Annotated in this window: 13 protein-coding genes; 12 read left to right on the top strand and 1 reads right to left on the bottom strand. The window is 67.2% G+C overall.

Annotation, left to right across the window (positions count from 1 at the left end; translation table 11 throughout):
* Positions 1 to 16 precede the first annotated feature (16 nt).
* The 6 genes from MUB46_RS16225 (at position 17) to ahcY (ending at position 7873) form a co-directional block, all read left to right on the top strand.
* Positions 17 to 1306 (top strand): TRAP transporter large permease, encoded by a 1290-nt coding sequence (locus tag MUB46_RS16225; RefSeq protein ID WP_261616975.1) that lies wholly within the window; start codon positions 17 to 19, stop codon positions 1304 to 1306.
* 17 nt (positions 1307 to 1323) lie between these two features.
* On the top strand, positions 1324 to 2409 hold the full coding sequence (locus MUB46_RS16220) for an NAD/NADP-dependent octopine/nopaline dehydrogenase family protein (protein ID WP_261616974.1): 1086 nt from the start codon (positions 1324 to 1326) through the stop codon (positions 2407 to 2409).
* Complete coding sequence (locus MUB46_RS16215) at positions 2409 to 3398, top strand: 3-hydroxybutyryl-CoA dehydrogenase (RefSeq protein WP_261616973.1); 990 nt, start codon at positions 2409 to 2411, stop codon at positions 3396 to 3398. The genes MUB46_RS16220 and MUB46_RS16215 overlap by 1 nt, the downstream gene beginning before the upstream one ends.
* Before the next feature lie 328 nt (positions 3399 to 3726).
* Entirely contained in the window at positions 3727 to 5169 is a 1443-nt protein-coding gene (locus MUB46_RS16210) for a hypothetical protein (protein ID WP_261616972.1), read from the top strand.
* A 31-nt stretch (positions 5170 to 5200) separates the two neighbouring features.
* Positions 5201 to 6391 carry a methionine adenosyltransferase gene (gene metK, locus MUB46_RS16205; RefSeq protein WP_261616971.1) on the top strand — a complete coding sequence of 397 codons (1191 nt, stop codon included), beginning with the start codon at positions 5201 to 5203 and terminating at the stop codon, positions 6389 to 6391.
* An 87-nt stretch (positions 6392 to 6478) separates the two neighbouring features.
* Complete coding sequence (ahcY, locus tag MUB46_RS16200) at positions 6479 to 7873, top strand: adenosylhomocysteinase (RefSeq protein ID WP_261616970.1); 1395 nt, start codon at positions 6479 to 6481, stop codon at positions 7871 to 7873.
* Positions 7874 to 7972: 99 nt separating this feature from the next.
* Here the strand turns inward: ahcY and MUB46_RS16195 are convergent, their stop codons facing one another.
* On the bottom strand, positions 7973 to 9394 hold the full coding sequence (locus tag MUB46_RS16195; RefSeq protein WP_261616969.1) for a saccharopine dehydrogenase C-terminal domain-containing protein: 1422 nt from the start codon (positions 9392 to 9394) through the stop codon (positions 7973 to 7975).
* Between the two features lie 346 nt (positions 9395 to 9740).
* On the opposite strand from MUB46_RS16195, the gene MUB46_RS16190 reads away from it, so the two are divergent.
* From MUB46_RS16190 to MUB46_RS16165, 6 genes are read left to right on the top strand one after another with little or no spacing between them, the layout of a single operon-like run.
* Positions 9741 to 10244, top strand: coding sequence for a CAP domain-containing protein (locus tag MUB46_RS16190; protein ID WP_261616968.1), 504 nt, complete (start codon positions 9741 to 9743; stop codon positions 10242 to 10244).
* 55 nt (positions 10245 to 10299) lie between these two features.
* On the top strand, positions 10300 to 10695 hold the full coding sequence (gene cdd, locus MUB46_RS16185; protein ID WP_261617127.1) for a cytidine deaminase: 396 nt from the start codon (positions 10300 to 10302) through the stop codon (positions 10693 to 10695).
* The gene (locus tag MUB46_RS16180; RefSeq protein ID WP_261616967.1) at positions 10692 to 11489 is read left to right on the top strand and encodes a purine-nucleoside phosphorylase; all 798 of its coding nucleotides are present in this window, start codon (positions 10692 to 10694) and stop codon (positions 11487 to 11489) included. The genes cdd and MUB46_RS16180 overlap by 4 nt, the downstream gene beginning before the upstream one ends.
* Entirely contained in the window at positions 11486 to 12265 is a 780-nt protein-coding gene (gene deoC, locus MUB46_RS16175) for a deoxyribose-phosphate aldolase (protein ID WP_261616966.1), read from the top strand. Before MUB46_RS16180 ends, deoC begins: the two co-directional genes overlap by 4 nt.
* Positions 12266 to 12271: 6 nt before the next feature.
* Positions 12272 to 13609, top strand: coding sequence for a thymidine phosphorylase (gene deoA, locus MUB46_RS16170; RefSeq protein ID WP_261616965.1), 1338 nt, complete (start codon positions 12272 to 12274; stop codon positions 13607 to 13609).
* Complete coding sequence (locus tag MUB46_RS16165) at positions 13606 to 14826, top strand: phosphopentomutase (RefSeq protein ID WP_261616964.1); 1221 nt, start codon at positions 13606 to 13608, stop codon at positions 14824 to 14826. The genes deoA and MUB46_RS16165 overlap by 4 nt, the downstream gene beginning before the upstream one ends.
* The last annotated feature ends 13 nt before the right edge of the window (positions 14827 to 14839 follow it).

Genomic DNA, 14839 nt, shown 5'->3' with positions numbered 1-14839 from the left:
GCCCGGCAGGTACGAGATGATTGACTGGATCGTCGGCATTGTCGTCCTGCTCGTCCTGATCGCCGGGGGCATTCCAATCGCCTTCTCGATGACGCTGGTGGCCTTCGTCGGCATCGTCGTCAAGATCGGCCTGGCGCCGGCCATGGCCCTGCTCGGGCAGGTCTTCTACGACAACGGCATGAGCTACACCCTGTCGGTGATGCCGCTGTTCGTGCTAATGGGCAACTTCGTGCTCAAGGCCGGGCTCGCCGACGACATGTATGCGGCCGCGAATGCGTGGCTGCGCCACTATCGCGGCGGTCTCGCGATGGCCACCGTGGTCGCGTGCGGCGGCTTTTCCTCGGTGTGCGGCTCATCGCTGGCGACGGCGGCGACGATGGCGCGGGTTTCGATGCCCTCGATGCGCCGCTACGGTTACTCCGACACGCTCGCCACCGGCTCGATCGCCGCCGGCGGCACGCTCGGCATTCTGATCCCGCCGTCTATCGTGCTTGTTCTCTACGGCGTCATCACGCAGCAGGACATAGGCAAGCTGTTCCTCGCGGGCATCCTGCCGGGCCTCGTCGGGGTGCTCGGCTATCTGATCGCGGTGCGCCTGTCGCTTCTCATTCGCGCCGAACACCAGCACGACATCGAGGCCCTGCCGTTCCTGGAACGCGTGCGCGCCACCAAAGGCGTCATCGGCGTACTCGGCCTGTTCGCCTGCGTCATGGGTGGCATCTATCTTGGCATCTTCACCGCGACCGAAGCCGCAGGCATCGGCGCCTTCGGGGCGTTCCTGCTGGCCGCCCTGCGGCGGCGCCTGACCTGGGCGACGCTCTACGAGATCCTGGTCGAGACGGCGCGGATGACGGCGATGCTGTTCCTGGTCCTGTTCGGCGCGCTTCTGTTCTCCAATTTCGTCAACCTCGCCGGCATGCCGAACGACCTTCGCGACTGGATCACGGCGCTCGGCGCGCATCCGACCGCCGTCATCATCGTGATCCTGCTCATCTACCTGGTTCTGGGCGCGGTGCTGGAATCGATCTCGATGATGCTGTTGACGGTGCCGGTGTTCTTTCCGGTCGTCGTCGGACTCGGCATCGATCCGATCTGGTTCGGCATCTTCGTCGTCGTCGCCATCGAGATCAGTCTGATCACGCCGCCGGTTGGCCTGAACGTGTTCGTGCTCAAATCGATCGTGCCCGAGGTGCCGACCGGCACGATATTCAAGGGCGTCGTTCCCTTCATCGCCGTCGACATCGTCCGCGTCGCCCTGCTGATCGCGGTGCCGTCGCTCGCGCTTCTGATCCCCTCGACAATGTAAACCGGAGGCTGACAGCCATGGAAATAGCCGTTCTGGGCGGCGGTAACGGATCGCATGCGGCGGCCGCGGATCTGAGCGAACAGGGTCACCGCGTTCGATTCTGGCGGCGCGACAGGGCCGGCGTCGAGGACCTGAACGCGGCCGGCAACAGGCTGACGCTGAAGGACTTCAAGGGCACGCGCGAGATCGCGACCGCGGTCGTCACCGCCGATATCGGCGAGGCGGTCTCCGGCGCCGACCTGATCGTCTGCCCGGCGCCGGCCTTCGCGCAAACCGATATCGCCCGGGCAATGGCGCCGCACCTTTCGGACGGGCAGGTCGTGTTCCTGCCGCCGGGCACCTTCGGCTGCTACCTGATGGCGAAGGCGATCCGCGATGCAGGCTCCGCGGCGAAGGTAGCCTTCGCGGAGACCGGCACCCTGCCCTACCTGACCCGCAAGCACGGCCCGCGCGACATCGCCATCACCGTGCGGGCGACGCGGCTTCCGACCGGGGTCTTTCCGCTCGAGGACAAGGATCGCGCGCTGGCGCTGATCCGCGAGGCCTATCCGAGCGTCGAGGATTGCGGCGACGGCCTGTCCGGGGCCCTGATGAACGCCGGCCCGGTCATCCATCCGCCGCTGATCGTTATGAATGCCGGACCGCTCGAACATTTCGATCACTGGGACATCCACAACGAGGGCACCCAACCGGCGGTCCGCCGCGTCACCAACCGGCTCGACGCCGAACGGGTGGCCGTCCGCGAGGCGCTCGGCTACGAGGCGCCGCATTTCCCGCTCGCCGACCACTACGCCACCGATGGCGACGAGTGGATGTACGGGCGCAAGGGACACGAGCAACTGGTCGATTCCGGCGACTGGCGCGAACACATCGTGCTGACCGAGCACCGCTACATGCGCGAGGACGTGCAGCAGGGTCTCGCCTTCCTCGTCTCGGTCGCGGACTGGGCCGGCGTCCCGGCGCCGACCGCAACGGGGCTGCTGGCGATTGGCTCGGCCATCTGCGACGACGATTTCCGGGCCAACGGACGGACCCTCGAAGGGCTCGGTCTTGCCGGGCTCGACCGTGCCGGCATGACGAGACTGCTTCGGGAGGGCGTGTGATGGCCGGTTCCGACAGGGAGATGGTTGCAGCCGCCGGCGCAGGCCGCATGGGCCGCGGCATCGCCGTGGTCTTCGCCTATGCCGGCCACCCCGTCACGCTGGTCGACCTGAAGCCGCGCGACGGCGCCGATGCGGTCCGCGTCCGCGACGATGCGCTCGGCGAGATCAGGCAGACGCTGACCATGCTCGCCGGCATCGGCATGATAGGCGCGGAGGCCATCGAACCGATCCTGTCCCGGGTGACCTTCGCCATCGCCGATCAGGCCCCGGCCGCGCTCGCCCGGGCCGACGTGATTTTCGAGGGGGTGCCGGAAACGATCGAGGCCAAACAAGACGCCTTCGCGCTCCTGTCGGCGCATACGCGCGCCGATGCGATCATAGCCTCGACGACCTCGACCATGCTGTCCGACGAGCTGCAGGGCTTCGTCACGCCGCCGGAGCGCTTTCTCAACGCGCACTGGCTCAATCCCGCCTTCCTGGTACCGCTGGTGGAGATTTCGCCCGGGGCGAAGACCGACCACGACGTCACGCAGCGGTTGGTCGACCTGCTGGAGGGCATCGGCAAGGTGCCCGTGGTGTGCAAGGCGAGCCCCGGCTTCATCGTGCCGCGGCTGCAGGCACTGTGCATGAACGAGGCGGCGCGGCTCGTCGAGGAAGGCGTGGCAAGCGCGGAGGAGATCGACAAGGCGACCCGTTTCGGGTTCGGCTTCCGGTTCGCCGTCCTCGGCGTGCTCGAGTTCATCGACTGGGGCGGCGGCGACATCCTCTATCACGCCGATCGCTACATGAGCGAAGCGCTCGGCACCGATCGCTATACGGCGCCGAAGATCGTCGAGGACAACATGCAGGCCGGCCGCATCGGTCTGAAGACCCGCGAGGGCTTCCTCGATTACTCCGATATGGACGTGGCCGCCTATCAGCGCGACCGTCTAGCCGCCTTCGTCGGGCTGCTCAAGCACATGGGCGCGGCTCGCCCCCCGGTCGTCTAGGAACGGATATCGAGTGGGCCACAGCCCACTCGACGCTATATGACACCCGTCCCACAGCGTTTCCGCTTCGTGGGCCGCCAAACGAGCGCGTTGCGCCCGAAGGAAACGCCGACCCTCGCGTTTCGGCGACATATTTCCAAAAAACCGCCGAATTCTCCCGAAAACATCATCGGAAATGCGCCGAATCCCATCCAGCTGGGCGCCGCCCCGCCTTGCATTCCGGAAAATTTCCCATTATCTGCATGGGAAACGTTCACTTTGACAAGAAAGCCCAGCCGCGTTGCAATTGGTGTCAGCCAAACAAGAACTGTGTCGGGAGGAAACGGCCATGTCCGGACACGAAGCGCTGCTCGCCGATATCGGCAAATACTGCCAGCGCCATCGGATGGCGGAATCGACGTTTGGTCGACTGGCGGTCAACGACGGCAAGCTCGTCGCCAGACTGCGCGACGGCAAAAGCGTCACGCTCAATACGCTTGAACGCCTGCAAGACTTCATGAACCGAGACGGCAGCCGCGACAGCGGCAATGCCGACGCCGAGGAAACGGTGCTCGGGCCGAACGGCGCAATGGTGCCGAAAGAGACGCTCGCAGCGCAGGGATCGCTGACAGCGGCCCCCTCGGGCGACACCGAGACGCACGAACCAAGCGAGGGCAAGAACTTCCGCTTCTTCGACAATCGCCAGAAATACCTGATGTTCGTGAACACCTGCTCGGAGAAGTGGGTGGTCGCGAACCGCGTGGCGATGGAGCTTGCCCATATCCACCCGGCGCCGCCGGCGGTGCGCGTGTTCGACGCGGGCCTCGGCGACGGGACGGTGCTGACCCGTCTGATGCGGGCCATGCACGCCCGCTTCCCGACCATGCCGCACTACATCTCAGGCAAGGAGATCAGCCTCGAAGACATCCGGCTGGCGCTGGAGAAGATGCCGGACCGGTTCCACGAACACCCCGCCTCGGTGCTGGTGCTGACCAACATGTACTATTCGGAGGCGCCGTGGCTGCGCGTGCGCTCTCCGGCGGCGGCCAACAGCCTGGTCTGGCACGAGGTGGCGCTGGACGGCTCTTCGTCCTTCGAGTTCGAGGAACAGATCACGGCACTTCAGCCGTTCCTCGCCGAGCACTGGCAGGCCAAGACCAGCGAGAAAACCGGCAATCCGATCTACGAGCGGCCGGTGGTGCTCGTCATTTATCGCCGCGACCATCGTTTCCTGCTAGACTCGGTGATCCCGAAGCCGGGCATGGCGACGGCCGACTTCGACCTGATCATCGCATCGCAGCCCTATCGCCTGCGCGTGCCGGCCGAGTTCAAGGCGAACAAGGTGGTCGCCCCGCTGGCCCGCGCGCTCCGGCCCGGCGGCCGGCTCGTGGGTATCCACAGCCACGGCAACGATCCGGGACTCGAGATCGTGCAGACGGTCTGGCCGGGAGAGCGGCCCTATACGAACGACCGACACGACATTCTCAAGGCGACGAAAGAAATCCTCGGTTCCACGCACCGGGATTTGAAGTACAACGCCTATTCGGACGCGCGGTCGGTGTTCCGCTACGACATGCACACGCTGCCCAACGAACTTGCCGGGGCGATAGGCACCTCGACATTGTTCGCGGCCTGGAACGCGGCGATCTACGTGGCCCAGATCGAGGACGAGCGTTTGAGCGATGTCGTCAAGGACGGCCGCTACATCGATGCGACCGCCGGTGTCCTGCGCAAGCACGGCGGCCTGTGGTTCAACGACGAAACCTATGTGATCTCGCGACGGCAAGCCTAAGTCCGTCTGCCCAGAAAAGGGGGAACACCCAATGCAGAAAGATTATCTCTTCACCTCGGAATCCGTCTCCGAAGGTCATCCGGACAAGGTCTGCGACCGCGTTTCGGACGAGGTGGTCGATACCTTTTTCGGGATCGCCCTCGCCGAAGGCTGGGATCCGAGCCAGGTGCGCGTCGCCTGCGAGACGCTGGCCACGACCAACCGCGTGGTCATCGCCGGCGAGACCCGCGGTCCGAAGACCATCTCCAAGGAGCTCATCGCCCATCGCGCCCGCATGGCGATCCGCGATATCGGCTATGAACAGGACGGCTTCCACTGGGAACACGCCGATATCGAGGTGCTGCTGCATTCGCAGTCGGCGGATATCGCGCAGGGTGTCGACGCCGGCAGCGACAAGGACGAAGGCGCCGGCGACCAGGGCATCATGTTCGGCTATGCCTGCAAGGAAACGCCGGATCTGATGCCGGCGCCGATCTACTATTCGCACAAGATCCTCAAGCTCATGGCGGACGGCCGCAAGTCCGGCGAGTCGGGCATGCTCGGCCCCGACGCCAAGAGCCAGCTGACCATGCGCTATGTCGACGGCAAGCCGGTCGAGGTCACCCAAGTGGTCATCTCCACCCAGCATCTCGACGACCGCCTGACCTCGCACGACATCCGCGGCATCGTCGAGCCCTACGTGCGCGGCGCGCTGCCCGACGGCTTCCTGACCGCCAAGACCGACTGGCACATCAACCCGACGGGCAAGTTCGTGATCGGTGGCCCGGATGGCGACTGCGGGCTGACCGGCCGCAAGATCATCGTCGACACCTACGGCGGCGCGGCCCCGCACGGCGGCGGCGCCTTCTCCGGCAAGGACCCGACCAAGGTCGACCGGTCGGCGGCCTACGCCGCGCGCTACCTCGCCAAGAACGTGGTGGCCGCGGGCCTCGCGGACCGCTGCACGATCCAGCTCTCCTACGCGATCGGCGTGGCCGATCCGCTGGCGATCTACGTGGACATGCACGGGACGGGACAGGTCGCCGAGGACAAGCTCGGGTCGGTGCTGCGCCAGGTCCTGAACCTGCGTCCGCGCGGCATCCGGGAGCACCTCAAGCTCAATCAGCCGATCTACGCGCGCACCGCGGCCTACGGCCATTTCGGCCGGCCGGCCGAAACGGACGGCGGCTTCAGCTGGGAAACGACGGATCTCGCCGACGCCATCCGCTCGGCGGCCGCGTAGGCCATCGGCCTGATCGATCTAAATACGGGGCGGCCGCTTCGGCTGCCCCTTCCGTGTAATGCGAATTCAAATGGAAAAGGACAGGTGATGTCTGGCGATTATGTTGTGAAGGACCTTGGACTGGCCGACTGGGGCCGCAAGGAGATCGAGATTGCGGAGACGGAGATGCCGGGCCTGATGGCGACGCGCGAGGAGTACGGTGCCTCGCAGCCGCTGAAGGGCGCACGGATTTCCGGCGCGCTGCACATGACGATCCAGACCGCGGTGCTGATCGAAACGCTGCAGGCGCTCGGCGCGGAGGTGCGCTGGGCCTCGTGCAACATCTTCTCGACGCAGGACCACGCGGCGGCGGCGATCGCGGCGAAGCGCACGCCGGTATTCGCGGTGAAGGGCGAGAGCCTGACCGAGTACTGGGACTATATCGACCGGATCTTCCATTGGCCGGACGGCGAAGTCGCCAACATGATCCTCGACGACGGCGGCGACGCGACGCTGTACATCCTGCTCGGCGCCAAGGTGGAGGCCGACGCCTCGGCCATGCCGACGCCGACGAGCGAGGAGGAAGAGGCGCTGGTGGCACAGCTCAAGAAGCGGCTTGCCGCGAGCCCGGGCTGGTTCGCCAAGGTGAAGGCCTCGATCAAGGGCGTCAGCGAGGAGACCACCACCGGCGTGCTGCGTCTCTACGAGATGCAGAAGAAGGGCGACCTCCCCTTCCCGGCGATCAACGTCAACGACTCGGTGACCAAGTCGAAGTTCGACAACAAGTACGGCTGCCGCGAGAGCCTGGTCGACGGCATCCGCCGGGCGACCGACGTGATGATGGCGGGCAAGGTGGCGCTGGTCGCCGGCTACGGCGACGTCGGCAAGGGCTCGGCGCAGTCGCTGAGCGGCGCCGGCGCGCGCGTGGTCGTGACCGAGATCGATCCGATCTGCGCGCTGCAGGCGGCAATGGACGGCTTCGCCGTGCAGACCATGGAAGAAGCGGTGCCCCATGCCGACATCTTCGTCACCGCCACCGGCAACAAGGACGTGCTGACGGTGGACCATATGCGGGCGATGAAGGACATGGCCATCGTCTGCAACATCGGTCACTTCGATAACGAGATCCAGGTAGCCGGCCTGAAGAACTACAAGTGGACCAACGTGAAGCCGCAGGTGGACATGATCGAGTTCCCCGACGGCAAGCGGATGATCCTGCTCTCAGAGGGCCGCCTGGTGAATCTCGGCAACGCGACCGGCCACCCGAGCTTCGTGATGAGCGCCTCGTTCACCAACCAGACGCTGGCGCAGATCGAGCTGTGGACCAACGGCGCGGCCTACGAGAACAAGGTCTACGTGCTGCCCAAGCACCTGGACGAGAAGGTCGCCACGCTGCATCTGGCCAAGCTCGGCGTCAATCTCACGACGCTGACCCCCGAGCAGGCCAGCTACATCGGCGTGTCGCAGGAAGGGCCGTACAAGGCCGACCACTACCGGTACTGAGGCCTGGCCTCACACGACTGAACGAGAACGGCGGGCGATCAGCCCGCCGTTTTTGTTTGTGGTGGCGGGCGATGCGCGACCGCCTACCCCGGTTCGCCCTCAGGTGCCGGATCGGAAATTGGCGAACTGCCACGGATCCTTCGGCTCCGGCGGGGCATCGATGAACGGGCGCTGATCGACCGGCGTCCAGTCGGTCCGCTCGCAGACCACGCGGCCGAGATACGGCCGTGCCGCCTCGAGCACGAAATCGTGCGGCAGGTCTTCCGGCTCGCAGAAGCCGGCATTCGGGTTCTCAAGCGCCCATAGCGACGATGCGACCACGCCGGCCGCCACCTGCAACGCCGTCGAGTTGGAATGGGGCACGACGCGCCGCGCCTCGTGGATATCGAGCTGCGACCCGTACCAGAGCCCGTTCAGGCCGTGACCGAGCAGCAGGACGCCGAGTTCGTCCTGCCCCTCGACGACGTCGCGCTTGATGACGCGCTCGGCCTCGGGTTCCTGCCAGCCGCCCATCATCGTCTCGTGCAGGCTGGTGAAGGCGCCGTCGCACGGCAGATAGACGAAGGCGACGGTCGGCCTGTAGGTCGGCTCGCCGTCGGCCTCGACCGTCAGGTAGTCGCTGATCGTCACGTTCTCGCTGTGCGGCAGGGCGAGACCCAGGATCTGTCCCGACGTCGGTACCCAGGAGTACATCTGGAAGCGGGCCGCCGGCTGGTCGATGTAGATCGTGTTGCAGGGACCTTCCGCGTGCTCGAGGGCGTCGTCCGGCAAGGCGCGCTCATGGGTGCCCCAGCCGAGTTCGACCGGCATCATCGCCTCTTCGACGAAGCCGGGGATGCTCCAGGTGTTGACGAACTCTCCCGGCATCTTCGGCGTGGCCGAGACCTGAGTGTCGCGCTCGGAGATATGGATCACCTTGGTGCCGGTCCGCTGGGCGAGCCGGGCCCAGTCGCACCGCGTCGACGGCGCGGCGAAATCGAGCTTCATACCCTTGGCTATCTCGATCAGCGCCGCCTTGGCGAAGTGGCTGACGAGGCCGGGATTGGCACCATGGGTGATGATCGCCGTCGGACCATCGGTCCGCCAGGTCTTCTCCGCGTGCAGCCGGGCACGCTGGTGCAGGGCGTATTCCGTGCGCTCGCCGGCGGGCAGATCGGAGTCCTCGACGAAGCCTTCCCATGGCTCCAGCGCCGTATCGACATAGGAGACGCCATGGTGGTGGCACCAGTCGGCGACGGCGAGGGAATCGACGCCCATGGTGAGATTGAGGAGGAGATCGCCCGGTTCCGTGGCTTCCGCGAGAACTTCCGCGAAATTCTGCGCCGAGACCGCCCGTTTCCGATAGGTGAGGCCGCTTTCGCGAAAGGGCGACAGCATGCCCGGCGGATCGATCCGGTCGATAATCGTGAAATCGGATGCAGGCCGGTTCAAGCGGTCGATCAGCAACGGCAGGACGCACTGGCCGATCGTTCCGTATCCGAGGATTACGATATTTCCATTCGGCGTTGCGGCGCGGATCACGGCCTCCAGGGAAACGGGGTGGCTGGGCCTTCCTGTTAAGCAGGTCGCGACCGCCAAGGCAAATGCGGGCGAAGCCGACCGTCGGGATCGACATCAGCCACATGGCTGGAAAGACGCGGGACAAATCGACCTTCGGCCGTCACAAAGCGGGTGCAACCGCCCCCTGCCCGTGCCAATCTCCCGCCGGCCGGCAAGACGGATGCCCACGATCTGGCCGGACGGTTTTTCGATAGAGAGGTGGACATGGCGAACGAATTTCTCACCACCGCCAAAGACCCGAAGCCCCGCACGTGACCAGCCGGAATCCAGACGCGCAGCGGCGCTGCCGCGCACCGCGGGGCGCCCGGTGAAGGCGATTTCCGCCCGGGCGGCATTTCCCGTTATCCTCTGCCTGACGCTACTCGTGGGAGCGTGCGCCGGGCCCGGCGGTTTCGGCGGCGTCAGCCCCGTTGCGGTCAATACGCGGGCCGCCGCCGCATCCACCACCGCCTTTCGGACGGCACAGGGACGCGGCCCCGTCAACGCCAACAGCCGCCTCAACGCCATCGCCGAGCGGCAGGCAATGGCCATGGCGCGACGCGGACGGCTCGGCCACGACCTGATCGGCCCACTGCACAAGCGGCTCAAGGGGGCGGGTTACGTCTGGCTCGTCGCCGTCGAGAATGTCAGCGCCGGCTACGACGACTTCGACGCGGCGCTGGCGGGCTGGCAGACGTCGACCGGCCACCGGTCGAACCTGCTCGAGCCGCAGGCAACCGAGATCGGCGTCGGCGCGGCGCGGGCGGATGACAAGTACGGGACCTATTGGACACTGATCCTGGCGGCGCCCGACCCGGACCGGGGCAGGTGAAGACGGGATGTTCGGCGCCGGTGAAGGGCGGCGCGGGTTACGCGAAGGAGCGGTGATGAGCGATCCGCACGATTTGTTCGAGGCCGCGAAGGCGGCGATGGCGAAGGCCTACGCGCCGCATTCGAACTTTCCCGTCGGCGCGGCGATCCGGTCGGCCGGCGGCGCGATCTATTCGGGCTGCAATGTCGAGAATGCCTCGTATCCGGAAGGCTGGTGCGCCGAGACCTCGGCGATCGCCCAGATGGTGGGCGCCGGCGAGCGGGCGATCATCGAGGTGGCCATCGTCGCAGGGAAGGTGGCATGCATCCCGCCCTGCGGCGGCTGTCGGCAACGGATCCGGGAATTCGGCACGGCCGATACCCGCATTCATCTGTGCGATGCCACGGGCGTGGTGGAAACGGTAACGCTCGGCGAGTTGCTGCCGCGCGCATTCGGACCGGAGGGACGATGAAGGACACGACGACATCGCTGATCGCTGAAAAGGCGCAGCACCAGCCGACGATCGGAATCGTGCTCGGCTCGGGGCTCGGGGGGCTGGTCGACGCGCTCGCCGATGCCGCCTCGATCCCCTACTCGGAGTTGCCGGGGTTCCCGGAGCCGACGGTTTCGGGCCATTCCGGCGCGCTCGTCATCGGCACGCTCGCCGGCAGGCCCGTCGCCGTCCTGTCCGGCCGCGCCCACTATTACGAGGAGGGCCGCGCCGATGCGATGCGGTTTCCGCTCGAGATGCTGCAGGCGATCGGGGTCGAGACGCTGATCCTCACCAATTCCGCCGGCAGCCTCGATCCGACGGCACCGCCCGGCTCGGTGATGATGATTACCGACCACATCAATCTCGCCGGCGCCAATCCGCTGATCGGCGAGCCGACAGACGACCGTTTCGTCGGCATGACGATGGCCTACGACGCCGACCTTCGCGCCGCCGCCGAACGTGCGGCCGAGGCCGAAGCCATCGGCCTCGCCTCCGGCGTCTATGCCTGGTTCTCCGGTCCGACCTTCGAGACGCCGGCGGAGATCCGCATGGCGCGCGTGCTCGGCGCCGACGCCGTCGGCATGTCGACCGTTCCGGAGGTGATCCTCGCCCGTTTCCTGAGGATGCGGGTGCTCGCCTTCTCGGTCATCACCAACATGGCCGCCGGCATCACCGGGGCCGAACTGTCGCACGAAGAGACGAAGGCGATGGCGCCCGAGGGCGGGGACAAGCTCGCGCGGTTGCTGACGCGCCTCGTCGGGGAGATCGGATGAACATCGTCGACTGCAGGGCGGTGGCGATGCGCGCCCTCGCCTGTCTCGATCTCACCAATCTCGATGCGACCTGCACGCCCGCGGACGTCGCGGCCTTGTGTGCGCGCGCGACGACCGCGCACGGGCCCGTGGCGGCAATCTGCATCTGGCCACGCTTCGTCGCCCAGGCACGGCCCCTGCTCACCGGGACGCCGGTGCGGATCGCGACCGTCGTGAACTTCCCCGATGGGGAGTCCGCTATCGACGCAATCCTCGACGAGACCGACCGGGCGATGGTCGACGGCGCCGACGAGATCGACATGGTGATAGCGTATCGCCGCATCGCGACCGATCCCGCCGAAGCGGAGGCGCAGGTCGCGCGGGTACGCGCGGCGACCCAAGGTGCGACACGGGGCGCGACACTGAAGGTCATCCTCGAAACCGGCGAACTGGAAGATCCGGCGCTGATACGTTCGGCGTCCGGAATCGCTATCCGCGCCGGCGCCGACTTCATCAAGACCTCGACCGGCAAGGTGACGGTCAACGCCACGCCGGAGGCCGCCCGCATCATGCTTTCGGTAATCGCCGAGACAGGCGGAAAGGTCGGCTTCAAGGCGGCCGGCGGCATCCGCACGCTCGACGACGCGGCCACCTATCTCGGCCTCGCCGACGAGATCCTCGGGGCGGACTGGGCAAGGCCGGAGACCTTCCGCTTCGGCGCCTCGGGGCTGCTCGATGCCCTGCTGGCCGAACTCGACGGACGCACGGCTGCCAGAGAGACAGGGACGGGATATTAGCCGGTCATGCTTCTGCCGCAGGAAATCATCCGCAGGAAACGCGACGGCGAGACGCTTTCGGCCCAGGAGATCTCGTTCTTCATCCAGGGCCTGACGGACGGGTCGATCAGCGAGGGCCAGGTGGCGGCGTTGGCGATGGCGATCTTCTTCCGCGATCTCGACACGGCCGAACGCGTGGCGCTGACGCTGTCGATGCGCGATTCCGGCTCCGTGCTCGACTGGCCCCGAACGGGCGGGACGGCCGACGGCGGCCCGGTGCTCGACAAGCATTCGACCGGCGGCGTCGGCGATACCGTCTCGCTGATGCTCGCCCCGATCGTCGCGGCCTGCGGGGCGCGCGTGCCGATGATCTCCGGGCGGGGCCTGGGCCATACCGGTGGCACGCTCGACAAGCTCGATTCGATACCCGGCTACCGGAGCCAGCCCGATCTCGACACGTTTCGCCGGGTGATCGCCGACGTCGGGTGCGCCATCATCGGCCAGACCGCCGATCTGGCACCGGCCGACCGGCGGCTCTACGCGATCCGCGACGTGACCGCGACGGTCGAATCGATCGCGCTGATCACCGCCTCGATCCTGTCGAAGAAGCTCGCCGCCGGGCTCGACGGACTGGTACTCGACGTCAAGCTCGGGTCCGGCGCCTTCATGGAAGACTACGAAGCGGCCCGGGCGCTCGCGGTCAGTCTCGTCTCGGTCGCCAACGGCGCCGGGCTGAGGACGACGGCCCTGTTGACCGACATGCACGAGCCGCTCGCCTCGGCCGCGGGCAACGCGGTCGAGGTGGCCAACGCCGTGCACTTCCTGACCGGCGAGAGACGCGACGGACGGCTGGAGCACGTGACGCTGTCGCTCGCCGGCGAGATGCTGCGCCTGGGCGGCCTGGCGGGATCGACGGAGGCCGGTCTCGAGATGGCGAGGAATGTCCTGGACGGCGGACAGGCGGCGGAGACCTTCGCGCGGATGGTTACAGCCCTCGGCGGCCCCGCCGATCTCGTCGAGCGGCCCTGGGTCCACCTGCCCGAGGCACCGATCCGGCGCGCGGTGTTCGCGCGGGACGCGGGCCATGTCGCGGCGATCGATACGCGCGGCGTCGGTGTCGCCGTGATCTCGCTCGGCGGCGGGCGGCGGCGCACGGACGATGTGATCGATCCCGCGGTCGGGTTCACGCAGCTTGCCGGGCTTGGCGACGAGGTCGGTCCCGACCGTCCGATCGGCATCGTTCACGCCGGTAACGAGGCGGCTGCCGAGCGCGGGGCGGAGGCCCTGCGAGGCGCCTATACGATCGGCGACGCGCCGGAGCCGCGGCCGGTCGTGTGCGCGCGCATCGACGAGACGGCACGATGAAACGGGCGCTGATCCTGGTGATGGATTCCGTCGGCATCGGCGGTGCCGACGATGCCGCCGCCTTCGGCGACGAGGGCGCCGACACGCTCGGCCATATCGCCGTAGCCTGCGCGGCCGGGCGCGCCGACGTGCCCGGCGGCCGGTCCGGGGCGCTGCGCGTCCCCAACATGAACGCGCTCGGCCTCGGCCGCGCGGCGGAGGCCGCGACCGGGCGCCATCCTGACGGCCTGGCACGCGTCGAACGGCCGTCGGCGGTCTGGACCTATGCCTGCGAGGTATCGAAGGGCAAGGACACCCAGTCCGGCCACTGGGAGATCGCCGGACTACCGGTGCCGTTCGCCTGGCACTATTTCCCGACGACCGAGCCGGCGTTTCCGAAGTCTCTTACCGACGCCATGATCACGCAGGCCGATCTGCCGGGCCTGCTCGGCAACAAGCATGCCTCCGGCACCGAGATCATCGCGGAGCTCGGCGCGGAGCACATGCGCACGGGCAAGCCAATCTGCTACACCTCGGCCGATTCCGTGCTGCAGATTGCCGCGCACGAGGAGACCTTCGGCCTCGACCGGCTCTACGACCTCTGCGCAATCACGCGCAGGCTGTGCGATCCGCTGCGCGTCGGTCGCGTGATCGCCCGGCCTTTCCTCGGCGACAGCGCGGCGACCTTCGTGCGCACGCCCCATCGCCGCGACTACGCCCTGCCTCCACCGGCGCCGACGCTGCTCGATGCGGTCGAGGCCTCCGGGCACGACGTCTACGCGGTCGGCAAGATCTCCGACATCTTCGTCGGCCGGGGCGCTACCCAGGTGCTGAAGGCGCCGGACAACGCCAGCCAGTTCGAGCGGACGCTGGAGGCCGCGCGGGCGGCGAAGGACGGCGATCTCGTCTTCACCAACTTCATCGATTTCGACCAGCTCTACGGCCATCGCCGCGACGTCGCCGGCTATGCGGCCTGCCTCGAACAGTTCGACGCGCGGCTGCCCGAGCTGATGGCACTTCTGCGGCCCGGCGATCTCGTCGTCCTGACCGCCGACCACGGCAACGACCCGACCTTCGCCGGCACCGACCATACCCGCGAGCGGATCCCGGTTCTGGCTTTCGGCCCGGGTATCGACGGCCGGCCCGCGCAGCCGCTGACGAGCTTCGCCGATATCGGGCAGACGGTCGCCGCGCATCTGGGGCTGCCGCCCCTCCAGCACGGTACGACCTTCCTCTAATCAGGACGGAGGC

Origin of the sequence: Microbaculum marinisediminis (genome assembly GCF_025397915.1) — a bacterium.
GTDB classification, from domain to species: domain Bacteria; phylum Pseudomonadota; class Alphaproteobacteria; order Rhizobiales; family Tepidamorphaceae; genus Microbaculum; species Microbaculum marinisediminis.
Note: the sequence above shows the minus strand (reverse complement) of the source record. Positions and strands in the feature narration are given on the sequence as shown.